Consider the following 12670-nt stretch of genomic DNA (forward strand, 5'->3'; position numbering starts at 1 on the left):
GGAGCGGACAGGGTAAGAGACCCGCTACGCCGCCCGTTGATATGACTACCGCCGAACAGGCACACAAAAACACGTTGGAGTAGATGATGAAAAAATTAGAAGATACAGGTTTGTTGGTTGCTCGTATTCTGATGCCAATCCTGTTTATCGTGGCAGGCTACGGCAAAATGGGTGACGCTTATGCCGGTACCCAACAGTACATGCAATCGATGGGCGTGCCTGGCTTCTTGCTGCCACTGACCATCCTGCTGGAATTTGGCGGCGGTCTGGCGATCCTGTTCGGCTTCCTGACCCGCACCGTGGCGCTGTTCACTGCCGGTTTCACCATTCTGACCGCGCTGCTGTTCCACACTGACTTTGCGGAAGGCGTAAACCAGCTGATGTTCATGAAAAACCTGACCATCGCCGGCGGCTTCATCGTGTTGGCGGTCGCAGGCCCTGGCGGCTTTAGCATCGACCGTCTTCTGAACAAGAAATGGTAATCTAAACTGTCATTCAGGGCCCGGCATGCCGGGCCCTGTCGCTTTTCACTCGGACACCAAGGAGACTCCCATGGGACAACTCGTCGATGGCGTTTGGCAAGACATCTGGTATGACACCAAATCTACCGGCGGCCGTTTCAAACGTTCAACCGCTCAGTTTCGCAATTGGGTGACCGCCGACGGTCAGCCGGGCGAACACGGTGCGGGCGGCTTCCAGGCCGAAGCAGGCCGTTATCACCTGTACGTTTCTCTCGCCTGCCCCTGGGCGCACCGCACGCTGCTGATGCGCAAACTGAAAGGGCTGGAGCAGATCATTCCGGTCTCGGTGGTGCACCCGCTGATGCTGGAAAACGGCTGGACCTTCGGCCAGGATTTTCCTGAAACCACCGGCGATCCGCTGTATCACGCCGATTTCCTGTACCAAATCTACCTGCGGGCCGATCCGCACTACAGCGGGCGCGTGACCGTGCCGGTGCTGTGGGATAAACAGCAGCAAACCATCGTCAGTAACGAATCCGCCGATATCATCCGCATGTTCAACAGCGCGTTTGACGGCGTGGGCGCCCGCGCGGGCGATTACTACCCGGCCGATCTGCGCGGCAAAATCGATGAGCTGAACGGTTGGATTTACGATCAAGTGAACAACGGCGTGTACAAGGCCGGTTTCGCCACCAGCCAGGAAGCGTATGACGACGCGGTCAGCGGGGTCTTCAGCGCGCTGGAGCGCCTGGAGCAGATCCTGGGGCAGCACCGCTACCTGACCGGCGATCGGCTGACCGAAGCCGATCTGCGTCTGTGGACCACGCTGGTTCGCTTCGATCCGGTGTACGTCACCCACTTCAAGTGCGACAAACACCGCATCAGCGACTACCTGAACCTGTACGGTTTCCTGCGCGACATCTACCAGATGCCGGGCATCGCCGAGACGGTCAGCCTGCCGCACATTCGCAACCACTACTACCGCAGCCACGCCACCATCAACCCGCACGGCATCATTTCCATCGGGCCGGCGCAGGATCTGGACGAGCCGCACGGCCGCGACCAGCGCTTCGGCTAAGGCAAAAAAATCCCCTTGCCGCCCGGCAAGGGGATGTCATCCAACCGGCGTTAGCGCTGTGCGAACAGGCGCGGAATTTCGCGCAGGAACCAGGCTTTCGCCTCCCCCATGCTGTCGCGCCGCCAGGCCATGATGATATCGGCTTCGCGGCTGTATTCCGGCCCCACCACGCGCAGCCGCCCGGCCTCGATATCTTTCTCCACCATCGGGTACGGCATGGTCGCCACCCCCAGCCCGGCCAGCAGCGCCAGGCGCTTGTCTTCGATGGTGCTCACCGTCAGGCGCTGTTGTTTATCCAGCAGCTGTACGGTCAACACCGGGCGCTCGCGGGCGGTATCCGCCACCGCGATGCCGCGGTACTTCACGCGGGTCACCTCGGACAACGGCTCCGGCTCCAGGTGGATCGGGTGATCCGGCGCGGCGACATAAACGCTCATCACCTTGTACAGTTTGCGGGTGTTGATCTCCGACGACGCGCGGAAGTGCATGTCCGGCGCGATCACGATGTCGGCGCGCCCCTGCTCCAGCCGTTCCCAGGCGCCCGCCAGCACCTCGGTGAAAATCGACACCTGGGTGTTGGCCTTCAGCGCCAGCTTGTCCACCAGCGGAAACAGCAGGCTCGGCGGCGACAGCGCTTCGCTGACGATGGTCAGGTGGGTTTCCCAACCGCGCGCCAGCGCTTCGGCGTCGGTGGTCAGCTTGTCGGCCGCTTCCAGCAGCACCCGCCCGCGCTCCAGCAACATGCGCCCCACGTTGGTGAACTTGGTGCGGTGGCCCGAACGGTCGAACAGCACCACGTCCAATTCTTCTTCCAATTTTTGCATGGTGTAGCTGAGCGCCGACGGCACCCGGCCCAATTCGTCGGCGGCCGCGGCGAAGCTGCCGCGCCGGTCGATCGCGTCCATCACTCTCAGCGCCTCAAGCGTGAGCGCCCGATCTCTGGCCATCACATCCCTCTGTCAGGAAATTTGAATATGCCGACCAGATTAACTGGCTAACAATCCGACGTCCAGATGCTTACCATTTGGATAATGAATTTAGAGAGCCGATTGCCATGATCACATGCAGAACAGCACAACAATGCGGGCAAGCTGACTTTGGTTGGCTGCAGGCTCGCTACACCTTTTCCTTTGGTCACTACTTCGATCCCAAACTGATGGGCTACGCGTCGCTGCGGGTGCTGAATCAGGAGGTGCTGGCGCCGGGCGCGTCGTTCCAGCCGCGCACCTATCCCAGCGTGGATATCCTGAACCTGATCCTGCAGGGCGAGGCGGAATACCGCGACAGCGACGGCAACACCGCGCGCGCCAAAGCCGGTGAAGCGCTGCTGCTGGCCACCCAGCCGAGCCTGAGCTACAGCGAACAGAACGTCAGCAGCGATACGCCGCTGACTCGCCTGCAGCTGTGGCTGGACGCCTGCCCGGAACGCAACAACGAGCGGGTGCAGCGCCTGACGCTGCCGGCGGCGGGCAACCTGCTGCTGGCCTCGCCGGACGGCGCGCAGGGTAGCCTGCAGCTACGCCAGCAGGTTTGGATCCACCATCTCGATCTGCAGCCGGGCGAAGAACAAACGCTGACGATTAACGGGCCGCGCGCCTATTTGCAGTCGATTCACGGCACCATCGCCGCCACCGGCGAGCGCCACGAAGAACAACGCCTGACCTGCGGCGACGGCGCCTTCGTGCGCGAGGAGAATCGCCTGACGATCCGCGCCGAGACGCCGCTGCGCGCACTGCTGATTGACCTGCCAGTGTAAGCCGGCCGGAAAACGAAAAACCCCGCGCAACTGGCGTTGCGCGGGGTTTTCTTTTGTCGAGGGAGTTGACCGGTAAGCCGGGTTCTGTCGTGGACAGTCATTCCTCTAGGCCAGCAATCGCTCACTGGCTCAAGCAGCCTACCCGGGTTCAGTACGGGCCGTACCATGTGAACCCCTATTTGGCCTTGCTCCGGGTGGAGTTTACCGTGCCACGAACTGTTGCCAGCCGCGCGGTGCGCTCTTACCGCACCCTTTCACCCTTACCTGATCCCGCTTGCGCGGGCCATCGGCGGTTTGCTCTCTGTTGCACTAGTCGTAGGCTTGCGCCTCCCAGGCGTTACCTGGCACCCTGCCCTATGGAGCCCGGACTTTCCTCCCCTCCATCTGTCTCCCCGAAGAGGACGGCAATGAAGCGGCGACTGTCTGGTCAACTCCGGCGCGGATAGTAGCGTCGCGGCGGCGGCAGGTCAACCGCTTTACGGCTGTTGTTGCTCCAGCGCGTGCTTATACAGCGCATTTTTCTTCACGCCGTGGATTTCCGCCGCCAGCGCCGCCGCCTTTTTCAGCGGCAGCTCTTTTTGCAGCAGCGCCAGCGTGCGCAGCGCCTCAAGCGGCAGCGCATCCTCCTGCGCCTTGTGGCCTTCGACGATCAGCACCATCTCGCCGCGGCGGCGCACTTCATCTTCCTGCACCCACGCCAGCAGCTCGCCCACCGGCGCGCCGTGGATGGATTCCCAGGTTTTGGTCAGCTCGCGCGCCAGCACCACATAGCGCTGCGGCCCCCAGACGGTGACCATGTCCTGCAGGCTTTCCAGCAGGCGGTGAGTGGACTCGTAGAAAATCAGCGTGCGCGGTTCCTCCGCCAGCGCCATCAGCGTATCCTTGCGCCCCTTGGTTTTCGCCGGCAGGAAGCCCTCGTAGCAGAAACGGTCGGAAGCGACGCCCGCGGCGCACAGCGCGGTGGTGGCGGCGCAGGCGCCCGGCAGCGGCACCACGCGAATGCCGGCCTCGCGGCAGCGGCGCACCAGGTGATAACCGGGATCGTTGATCAGCGGCGTGCCGGCGTCGGACACCAGCGCGATGCTCTGGCCTTCCTGCAGTTTCGCCAGCAATTGATCGGCCTTTTGCTGTTCGTTGTGATCATGCAGCGCGAACAGACGCGCGTTGATCGCGAAGTGTTGCAGCAGCAATCCGGTATGGCGCGTGTCTTCCGCCGCGATCAGATCAACGCTTTTCAGTACCTCTAACGCGCGGTGGGTGATATCGCCCAGATTGCCGATTGGGGTGGGCACCACATACAGCGTTGATACAGAAATGACTGATTGTTGGTGTTGATTCATTGTTTCATCCGGGTTGCCGATTTAATATTGAGCATCTTGAAAAAAACATCACTGGATACAGTATGCTTTCCTCAACATTCGTTCGTACCAAAGCAGGGCGTTCCAAGCCTGTCCGACTTACCGCAGTCATCGCGGCCGCCCTTTTCCTGGCAGGCTGTCCAAGTCGGGCCCCGCAAACGCCGCCCGCCAATATACAGGACGAAGCGAGCGCCAGCTCCGATTACTACCTGCAGCAGTTGCAGCAAAGCAGCGATGATAACAAGGCTGACTGGCAATTACTTGCTATTCGCGCCTTGCTGCGTGAAGGAAAACTGCCGCAGGCCGGCGACCAGTTGAATCAGCTGCCGAAAAACCTCAGCGGCGCGCAGCAGACTGAACGCCAGTTGCTGACCGCCGAACTGCAGATCGCCAACAAGAGCTACGTCAGCGCCCGCAGCACGCTGGGCCACCTGGACAGCGGTTCGCTGTCGCCGAATCAGAAGGTGCGCTACTACCAGGCGCAGATCGCCGCCAATCAGGGCAAAGCGTCGCTGCCGTTGATCCGCGCCTATATCGCTCAGGAGCCGTTGCTGACCGGCAAACCGCATCAGGACAACCTGGATCAGACCTGGCAGGCGCTGCTGCAGCTGACGCCGCAGGAGATGAACAGCCTGGTGATCAACGCCGACGAGAACGTGCTGCAAGGCTGGCTGGATCTGCTGCGCGTCTATCAGGACAACAAGCAGGATCCCGATCTGCTGAAGGCCGGCATCAAAGACTGGCAAAACCGTTATCCGAAGAACCCGGCGGCCAAAACGCTGCCGGCTCGCCTGAACCAGGTGCTGAACTTCACCCAGGCATCCACCTCGAAAATCGCCCTGCTGCTGCCGTTGAACGGCCAGGCGAAAGTGTTCGCCGACGCCATCCAGCAAGGCTTCGAAGCGGCGAAAAACGGCGGTTCCATGCCGGCGCCGCAGCCTCAAGCCGCGCCACCGGCCAGCGCGCCGGCCCAAACGGCGCCGGCCGATCAGGCCGCCACGGGTGACATCAACGCCAACGGCGCGGTCAGCCCTTCGGCGCAAGAGAGCCAGCCTGCCGTGACCGCCGCGCAACCCGCTGCGCCGTCCAGCGCGCCGATAACGCCGCCGCAGGCCGCCAACGCGCAGGTCAAAGTGTACGATACTACCAGCCAGCCGCTGGCCGCCTTGCTGAGCCAAGCGCAGCAGGATGGCGCCACCCTGGTGGTCGGGCCGCTGCTGAAAGAGAACGTCGATCAGCTGTCCGCCAGCACCACCACGCTGAACGTGCTGGCGCTCAACCAGCCGGAAACGCCGAAGGACAACCTGAACATCTGTTACTTCGCCCTGTCGCCGGAAGATGAAGCGCGCGACGCCGCTCGCCACATCTGGGAACAGCAGAAGCGTCAACCGCTGCTGCTGGTGCCGCGCGGCGCCTTCGGCGATCGCGTCGCCAAGGCCTTTAACCAGGAATGGCAGAAGCAAGGCGGGCAAACCGTGCTGCGTCAGGACATCGGCTCCGCCGGCGAGCTGCGCCAGATGGTGAACAGCGGCGGCATCCGCATGACCGGCACGCCGATGTCGAGCGCCCCGGCGCCGCAGAGCGTGACCATCGCCGGGCTGACCATTCCGGCGCCGCCGAGCGACGTGCCCGCCGCAACCGGCGGCGTCGACGCGGTGTATATCGTCGCCACGCAGTCTCAACTGACGCTGATCAAACCGATGATCGACATGGCCACCAGCTCGCGCGGCAAGCCGGCGATGTACGCCAGCTCGCGCAGCTACCAGGCCGGCGCCGGCCCGGACTTCCGTCTGGAAATGGAAGGCCTGCAGTTTAGCGATATCCCGCTGCTGGCCGGTTCAAACCCTCAGCTGTTGCAGCAGGCCAGCGCGCGCTTCCGCAACGACTATTCGTTGGTGCGCCTGTATGCGATGGGGATGGATGCCTGGACATTGGCCAACCACTTTGCTGAAATGCGCCAGCTGCCGGGCTTCCAGGTTTCCGGCACCACCGGTATGCTGAGCGCGTCGCCGAACTGCGTGATCAACCGTAAGCTGCCTTGGCTGCAATACCGTCAGGGCACGGTCGTTCCGGTCTCTTGAACCCACGCGCCTCAGGGGCGGGCTATGAGTTACTGGCCCGCCGTCACCTGGAACACGCCGGGCTCACCTTCTGCGCCGCCAACGTCGCGGTGCGCGGCGGTGAGCTCGACCTCATCATGCGCGACGGCGCTACCTGGGTATTCGTCGAAGTGCGCTACCGCCGCAACGACGCCTTCGGCGGCGCGGCCGCCAGCGTCACCTTTCGCAAACAACGGCGGTTGCTGCACGCCGCCGCCGTCTGGCTGGCGGGGCGCGGAGCCAGTTTTGACACATCATCTTGCCGTTTTGATGTTTTGGCCATTACCGGTAGCCAGTTAGAATGGATACCCAACGCCTTCAATGCGGATTAATCGGGGTTTTGCGGCGCAGACCGGCCCTTTGACTTAGTGGATTAATACAACGTGCTGGATAGAATTAAAGTCTGTTTTACCGAAAGCATCCAAACCCAGATCGCGGCGGCGGAAGCATTGCCGGACGCCATTTCCCGCGCTGCAATGACGCTGGTTCAATCCTTACTCAACGGCAACAAAATCCTGTGCTGCGGCAACGGCACCTCGGCGGCCAACGCGCAGCACTTCGCCGCCAGCATGATCAACCGTTTTGAAACCGAGCGCCCCAGCCTGCCGGCCATCGCCCTCAACGCCGACAACGTGGTGCTGACGGCGATCAGCAACGATCGGCTGCACGACGAAGTGTACGCCAAGCAGGTGCGCGCGCTCGGGCACACCGGCGACGTGCTGCTGGCGATTTCCACCCGCGGCAACAGCCGTGATATTGTGAAAGCGGTCGAGGCGGCCGTTACGCGCGATATGACCATCGTCGCGCTCACCGGCTACGACGGCGGCGAGCTGGCCGGGCTGCTCGGCCAGCAGGACGTCGAGATCCGCATCCCGTCGCACCGCAGCTCACGCATTCAGGAAATGCATATGCTGACCGTAAACTGCCTGTGCGACCTGATAGACAACACGTTATTCCCCCACCAGGACGATTAAGGAACTGAGATGAAGCTAAAAGCCACATTTGCAGTGCTGTCCAGCGCCCTGCTGTTGCAAGGCTGTATCGCCGGCGTCGTCGTCGGCAGTGCGGCCGTCGCCACCAAAACCGCCACCGACCCGCGCAGCGTAGGGACCCAGGTGGATGACGGCACGCTGGAAGCCAGGGTCGAAAATGCCCTGAGCAAAGACCAGCAGTTGAAGAAAGATGCCCGGGTGGTCGCCACCGCCTATCAGGGCAAGGTGCTGTTGACCGGCCAGTCGCCTAACGCCGATCTCACCGCGCGCGCCAAGCAGATCGCCATGGGCGTGGAAGGCACGAGCGAAGTGTATAACGAAATCCGTCAGGGCACGCCGGTCAGCCTCAGCACCGCGTCCTCCGACACCTGGATCACCACCAAGGTGCGTTCGCAGCTGTTGACCAGCGATACGGTGAAATCGTCCAACGTGAAGGTCACTACCGAAAACGGCGAAGTGTTCTTGCTGGGCCTGGTCACGCAGCAGGAAGGGCAGTCTGCGGCGCAGATCGCCAGCCAGGTCAGCGGCGTGAAGCACGTCACCACCGCCTTTACCTATGTGAAATAATCCGCTTGGCGGGAACGGCGCCCTGCCGTTCCCGCCCGTTTAATCCAGCGAGTTCTCGCGTAAAAACGCTTCCCCGCCCAGCTGCCGCATCTGGCGCATGATCCACTGTTGACGCTGCACCACATAGCCGGACGGCGCATCGGCCCTGAAACGATGCGGATTCGGCAATACCGCCGCCAGCAGCGCCGCCTCGGCCGCGCTCAGCCGTTTAGCCGGCTTATGGAAAAAGCGCTGTGAAGCCTCCTCCACGCCGAATACCCCGTCGCCGAACTCGACGATGTTCAGATACACCGTCAGAATGCGCCGTTTGGTCCACACCAGCTCGATGCCCGACGTCAATCCGGCCTCCAGCCCTTTGCGCAGCCAGCTGCGGCCATCCCACAGAAACAGGTTCTTGGCGGTTTGCTGCGACAGCGTGGAGGCGCCGCGGATGCGCGTCGGGCGCTTCTCGTTGTGGCTGAGCGCCTTTTCAATGGCCGCCACGTCGAAGCCCCAATGGTCTGGAAACTTCTGATCCTCCGCCGCCATCACCGCCAGCGCCATTTGCGGCGAGATGTCGTCCATCGACACCCAGTCCGAATGGGCGACGTAGCCGAAGTCGCCGCTCAGCCAGGCGCTGATTTGCCTCTCCACCATCACGGCGGAAAACGGCACCGGCAGGAAGGCGAAGAGCACAATGCCCAACGCCCACAGGCCGAGGATCGCGATGACGCCGCGCTTCAGCCAATACCACGGGCGCAGCCGCCGCCATCCGCCGAGCGATTTTCTCATTCGGCCAGTTCCAGCACCCGCGCCACCAGCTTATCGATGCCGAGGGCCGCCTGCGCGATCGACGGCGCCAGCATATAGGCCGGCGTGGTCACGATCTTGTGATCGCTGTCCACCACGATGTCGTCCACCGGGCAAATCACCGGTTCGCCGCCCATGGCGTCAATCACTTCTCCCAGGTCCGGATCGTTGCCAATGGTCAGCCGCGCTTGTTGATCCAGCAGTTTCGGCAACAGCGCCGGCGCGATGCACATCAGGCCAATTGGTTTGTTGGCCTTATGCATCTCGCGCGTCAGGCGCGCCAAATCTTCATCGACCCAACATTCCGCGCCGGCTTCGGCAAAATTGCTGAGGTTCTTGGCGGCGCCAAAGCCGCCGGGCACGATCAGGGCATCCAGCTGCGCGGCCTCCGCCAGCGCCAGCGGCTGCACCGCGCCGCGGGCAATGCGCGCCGACTCAATCAGGACATTGCGCGTCTCCGCCATCTCATCACCCGATAAGTGATTAATAACATGGCGTTGTGGTTTATCAGGCGCAAAGCACACCGCCTGCGCGCCGGCACGATCCAACGCCAGCAGCGTCAGCACCGCTTCATGAATCTCCGTACCGTCATAAACGCCGCTGCCGCTGAGGACTACACCCACCTTTTTCATCACTCTTACTCCTGTCGCTGCTGTCAACTGGTTCGTGCTCGGAGTTGACAAACACTAATCTACATCACACATTTTAATGAATCTTCTAACAAGAGCGCTTACATTTGCTATGTTGTTGGCTGTATGATGTTTAGGAATTCGCTACAACCTGCTCGACCAGAACACTGAAACCAATACGCAGGTTCACAATTTCCCTGGTGTTGGCGCAATATTCGCGCACCCCGGCTTAGGTCGGGGTCATTTTTTTTCAGCGTTCTCTACCCAAGCCCGCAGTACCTGCACGTCGTTGCGCCACTCTTGCTTCAACTCATCCACCCAGTCCTGCACGTTATCCCACCAGGCCGGCAGCGTCGGCGTTTGAATCTGCTGGGCCAGCTGCTGCAGATGGCGCAGACCGACCGAACCGGCGGCGCCCTTGATCTTGTGCCCTTCCTCGGTGATGCCTTTCTGATCGCGCGCCGTCATGTTGGAGTCCAGCACCGCCAGATAGCCCGGCATCATCTGTTCGAACATCTCCAGGCTTTGGTGGATCAGCTGCGGGCCAACCAGATCCATATACTGTTCCAGCATCGCGGTATCGAGTAACGACTCATTAATCTGCATCGCCTTGTGCTCCGTTTTCTTTGAAGTGTGAGAAGGTTGATGATCCCAATAGTGTTTGATGACCTGGGTCAGCGCCGGCACCGACAGCGGCTTGCTCAGCACATCGTCCATGCCCGCCTCGAGGTACTCTTTTTTGTCTTTCAGCACGTTGGCGGTCAGCGCAACCAGCGGCGGCAGCGCCTGACCGGCATAGCGCTCACGCAGCGCCCGGGCGATGTCCAGCCCGGTCATGTCCGGCAGTTGAATGTCCAGCAGCACCAGATCGAACTCGTCCGGATCGAACATCGCCAGCGCATCGTGGCCGTTCATCGCCACCTCGACGCTGTTGCCCAGCTTCTCCAGCACCGAGCGCGCCACGATCACGTTCAGTTCGATATCCTCCACCAGCAGGATGTGCAGCGCCGGCAACGGCAGCTCCTCTTCCTCCGGCGCCGCGCTGACGGCTTCCTGCACCGCCGGCGCCTGGATGGTCAGAGTGAAGCAAGAACCGTGCCCCTGTTCGCTGCGCACGGTGATGTCACCGCCCATGCTCTGCGCCAGCCGCTTGGAGACCGCCAGCCCGATGCCGGTGCCGGTGGCCGGGCGGCCGCCGCGCTGATCTTTCACCTGGTAATACATGGCGAAGATCTTGTCCTGCTCGTCCTGCGGGATGCCCATGCCCGAGTCTTCCACCTCGAACACCAGCTTCTCCTGCGCCTCGCGCCGCACGCGCACCACGATTTGCCCCTGCTGGGTGAATTTCACCGCGTTGCCGATCAGGTTCCACAAAATCTGCCGCAGGCGCGTGCCGTCGGTCACGATCTGCTGCGGCAGCGGCGTTTGCGGCTCCATGATGAACTGCAGCCCTTTCGGCTGCGCCAGCAGGCCGGAGAGATTTTCCAGATCCGCCAGGAAACCGGTGAAGTCCACCGGCTGGTTGTCGAGCTGCACCTTGCGCCGCTCGAGCTTGTCCATTTCGATAATGTCGTTGAAGATATTGCCGAGGGTGATGGCGCTGACGTGAATGGTCTTCAGGTATTTCAGCTGCTCGTCGTTCAGCTCGGTATCGAGCAGGATGCGGCTCAGGCCGACGATGCCGTTAAGCGGCGTACGCAGCTCGTGGCTGATGGTGGAGATAAAGGTGGTCTTCTCCCGGCTGGCGTTCTCCAGCGCGTCCTGGTAGCGCTTACGCTCGGTAATATCGCGGCCGAAGCCCATCAGCCCGTGGCGTTTGCCCACCCGGTCGTAAAACGGCACCTTGCGCAGTTCGAAACAGGCCTTGCGGCCGTCGGGATACACCAGCCATTGTTCGTAGGTCAGCGAGACGTTGTGGCGGAACACCTTCTCGTCGGTCTCAATGACCTTTTCGGCGATCTCCTGGCCGTAGACGTCGAACGGCGTCAGGCCGATCAGCTGCTTCTCGCTCTTGCCGGTCAGCAGCTCCATCGCGCGGTTGCAGCCGGAGAACTCTTTGTCTTCGTTGCGGTAGTAGACCAGGTCCGGCGAGGCGTCGAGGAAGGAACGCAGCAGCGCCGACTGCTGGCCCAGCTCAATCTGCGCCAGCTCGCGCTGTTCCATCTCTTCCGTCAGCTTCTCCATCACCTGCAGGCGCTCTTCTTCCGCCTTGATGCGATCGGCGATCTCCTGATTCAGCTGGCTGATATTGTCTTTGAGCTGCTGATTGAGCTCCAGATCGCGGTGGCGCATCTCTTCCAGCTTGTCCACCAGCCGCGCCAGCCGTTGGCGCGACTCCTCCAGCTGCTCCACCACCACCGAGAGGAAGTAGACCGCCCACGGGGTGATCAACAGGCCGAAGAAGATTGAACGCACCACGTCGATGCTTTCCACTTCGCCGCGCAGCAGCATGGTCACCGCCATCTGCACCACCATCGCCAGCACCACCAGCGCCGAGGCCAGCAGCAGCGAGAAGCGCACCAACCCCAGTTTCACCATTAAATCAACGTAGTACTGGGCCAACACCCGGATTTGCTTCATAGCGGCTCCCATCAGACACAATCTTTTGAATCATACCGTAAATTTTTCCGCCGTGTCTGAGAGTCAAGTCCTGCTAACGGAAAATAGCGGCGTCTGGCGTGCATCGGGCGGTTCATTGCCGTCGACACCGTGGAAAAGCACGTTGATCAATCCGCTCATACTTAGGGATTAATCACTTGTAACTAAAAGACTTTTTATGTGACGCACCCCACACCTCAGCCGCTTGAGAAGGCCTTTCCGTTAATATATTAATGATGCACCGTGCATGACGCATGCTTTAGCAGACACGGATAGCGAAGCCCTGAGGCTTGAAGTAAGGGAAAGGATGTTATCCCGCGGTTTACTTTCACCGGCAGCAGCG

The 12670-nt window shown here is 61.5% G+C and carries 12 protein-coding genes and 1 other RNA gene; 7 read left to right on the top strand and 6 right to left on the bottom strand.

Features of this window, described 5'->3' with window-relative positions; genetic code table 11:
• Positions 1–86: 86 nt before the first annotated feature.
• Entirely contained in the window at positions 87–482 is a 396-nt protein-coding gene (locus SSARUM2_RS21250; RefSeq protein ID WP_004937119.1) for a DoxX family protein, read from the top strand.
• Between the two features lie 70 nt (positions 483–552).
• Positions 553–1539: a glutathione S-transferase family protein gene (locus SSARUM2_RS21255; RefSeq protein WP_033649007.1), complete on the top strand. Its 987-nt coding sequence runs from the start codon at positions 553–555 to the stop codon at positions 1537–1539.
• Positions 1540–1589: 50 nt separating this feature from the next.
• On the opposite strand, the gene SSARUM2_RS21260 is transcribed toward SSARUM2_RS21255, so the two are convergent.
• Positions 1590–2486 (bottom strand): LysR family transcriptional regulator, encoded by an 897-nt coding sequence (locus SSARUM2_RS21260; protein ID WP_025304355.1) that lies wholly within the window; start codon positions 2484–2486, stop codon positions 1590–1592.
• A gap of 107 nt (positions 2487–2593) precedes the next feature.
• Between SSARUM2_RS21260 and SSARUM2_RS21265 the strand changes: the two genes are divergently transcribed.
• Positions 2594–3295, top strand: coding sequence for a pirin family protein (locus SSARUM2_RS21265; RefSeq protein WP_033636111.1), 702 nt, complete (start codon positions 2594–2596; stop codon positions 3293–3295).
• Between the two features lie 57 nt (positions 3296–3352).
• On the opposite strand, the gene rnpB is transcribed toward SSARUM2_RS21265, so the two are convergent.
• Positions 3353–3730, bottom strand: an RNA gene (rnpB, locus tag SSARUM2_RS21270) — RNase P RNA component class A.
• A gap of 41 nt (positions 3731–3771) precedes the next feature.
• On the bottom strand, positions 3772–4635 hold the full coding sequence (gene rsmI / locus SSARUM2_RS21275) for a 16S rRNA (cytidine(1402)-2'-O)-methyltransferase (protein ID WP_060453138.1): 864 nt from the start codon (positions 4633–4635) through the stop codon (positions 3772–3774).
• 62 nt (positions 4636–4697) lie between these two features.
• Between rsmI and SSARUM2_RS21280 the strand changes: the two genes are divergently transcribed.
• Genes SSARUM2_RS21280 through dolP form a run of 4 tightly spaced genes read left to right on the top strand, consistent with a single transcriptional unit; the run spans position 4698 to position 8311 of the window.
• The gene (locus SSARUM2_RS21280; protein WP_041036809.1) at positions 4698–6734 is read left to right on the top strand and encodes a penicillin-binding protein activator; all 2037 of its coding nucleotides are present in this window, start codon (positions 4698–4700) and stop codon (positions 6732–6734) included.
• On the top strand, positions 6731–7084 hold the full coding sequence (locus SSARUM2_RS21285; RefSeq protein ID WP_086556960.1) for a YraN family protein: 354 nt from the start codon (positions 6731–6733) through the stop codon (positions 7082–7084). The genes SSARUM2_RS21280 and SSARUM2_RS21285 overlap by 4 nt, the downstream gene beginning before the upstream one ends.
• A gap of 51 nt (positions 7085–7135) precedes the next feature.
• Positions 7136–7726 carry a DnaA initiator-associating protein DiaA gene (gene diaA / locus SSARUM2_RS21290; protein WP_004937103.1) on the top strand — a complete coding sequence of 197 codons (591 nt, stop codon included), beginning with the start codon at positions 7136–7138 and terminating at the stop codon, positions 7724–7726.
• Positions 7727–7735: 9 nt separating this feature from the next.
• Entirely contained in the window at positions 7736–8311 is a 576-nt protein-coding gene (gene dolP / locus SSARUM2_RS21295; RefSeq protein WP_033636114.1) for a division/outer membrane stress-associated lipid-binding lipoprotein, read from the top strand.
• 39 nt (positions 8312–8350) lie between these two features.
• Here the strand turns inward: dolP and mtgA are convergent, their stop codons facing one another.
• From mtgA to arcB, 3 genes are all read right to left on the bottom strand, one after another.
• Positions 8351–9082 (bottom strand): monofunctional biosynthetic peptidoglycan transglycosylase, encoded by a 732-nt coding sequence (mtgA, locus tag SSARUM2_RS21300; RefSeq protein WP_060453139.1) that lies wholly within the window; start codon positions 9080–9082, stop codon positions 8351–8353.
• Positions 9079–9732 (bottom strand): isoprenoid biosynthesis glyoxalase ElbB, encoded by a 654-nt coding sequence (gene elbB, locus SSARUM2_RS21305; protein ID WP_047570433.1) that lies wholly within the window; start codon positions 9730–9732, stop codon positions 9079–9081. Before elbB ends, mtgA begins: the two co-directional genes overlap by 4 nt.
• Before the next feature lie 237 nt (positions 9733–9969).
• Positions 9970–12309 (bottom strand): aerobic respiration two-component sensor histidine kinase ArcB, encoded by a 2340-nt coding sequence (arcB, locus tag SSARUM2_RS21310; protein WP_033649005.1) that lies wholly within the window; start codon positions 12307–12309, stop codon positions 9970–9972.
• Positions 12310–12670: the final 361 nt, after the last annotated feature.

It is taken from the genome of Serratia sp. K-E0102 (assembly GCF_029962625.1).
Lineage (GTDB): Bacteria > Pseudomonadota > Gammaproteobacteria > Enterobacterales > Enterobacteriaceae > Serratia > Serratia sarumanii.

Excerpts from the sequence above, each read along its gene's own strand:
- dolP (WP_033636114.1), top strand. The coding sequence starts at position 7,736 with ATGAAGCTAAAAGCCACATTTGCAGTGCTGTCCAGCGCCCTGCTGTTG.
- mtgA (WP_060453139.1), bottom strand. The coding sequence starts at position 9,082 with ATGAGAAAATCGCTCGGCGGATGGCGGCGGCTGCGCCCGTGGTATTGG.
- elbB (WP_047570433.1), bottom strand. The coding sequence starts at position 9,732 with ATGAAAAAGGTGGGTGTAGTCCTCAGCGGCAGCGGCGTTTATGACGGT.
- SSARUM2_RS21260 (WP_025304355.1), bottom strand. The coding sequence starts at position 2,486 with ATGGCCAGAGATCGGGCGCTCACGCTTGAGGCGCTGAGAGTGATGGAC.
- SSARUM2_RS21250 (WP_004937119.1), top strand. The coding sequence starts at position 87 with ATGAAAAAATTAGAAGATACAGGTTTGTTGGTTGCTCGTATTCTGATG.
- SSARUM2_RS21265 (WP_033636111.1), top strand. The coding sequence starts at position 2,594 with ATGATCACATGCAGAACAGCACAACAATGCGGGCAAGCTGACTTTGGT.
- SSARUM2_RS21255 (WP_033649007.1), top strand. The coding sequence starts at position 553 with ATGGGACAACTCGTCGATGGCGTTTGGCAAGACATCTGGTATGACACC.
- arcB (WP_033649005.1), bottom strand. The coding sequence starts at position 12,309 with ATGAAGCAAATCCGGGTGTTGGCCCAGTACTACGTTGATTTAATGGTG.
- rsmI (WP_060453138.1), bottom strand. The coding sequence starts at position 4,635 with ATGAATCAACACCAACAATCAGTCATTTCTGTATCAACGCTGTATGTG.
- SSARUM2_RS21280 (WP_041036809.1), top strand. The coding sequence starts at position 4,698 with ATGCTTTCCTCAACATTCGTTCGTACCAAAGCAGGGCGTTCCAAGCCT.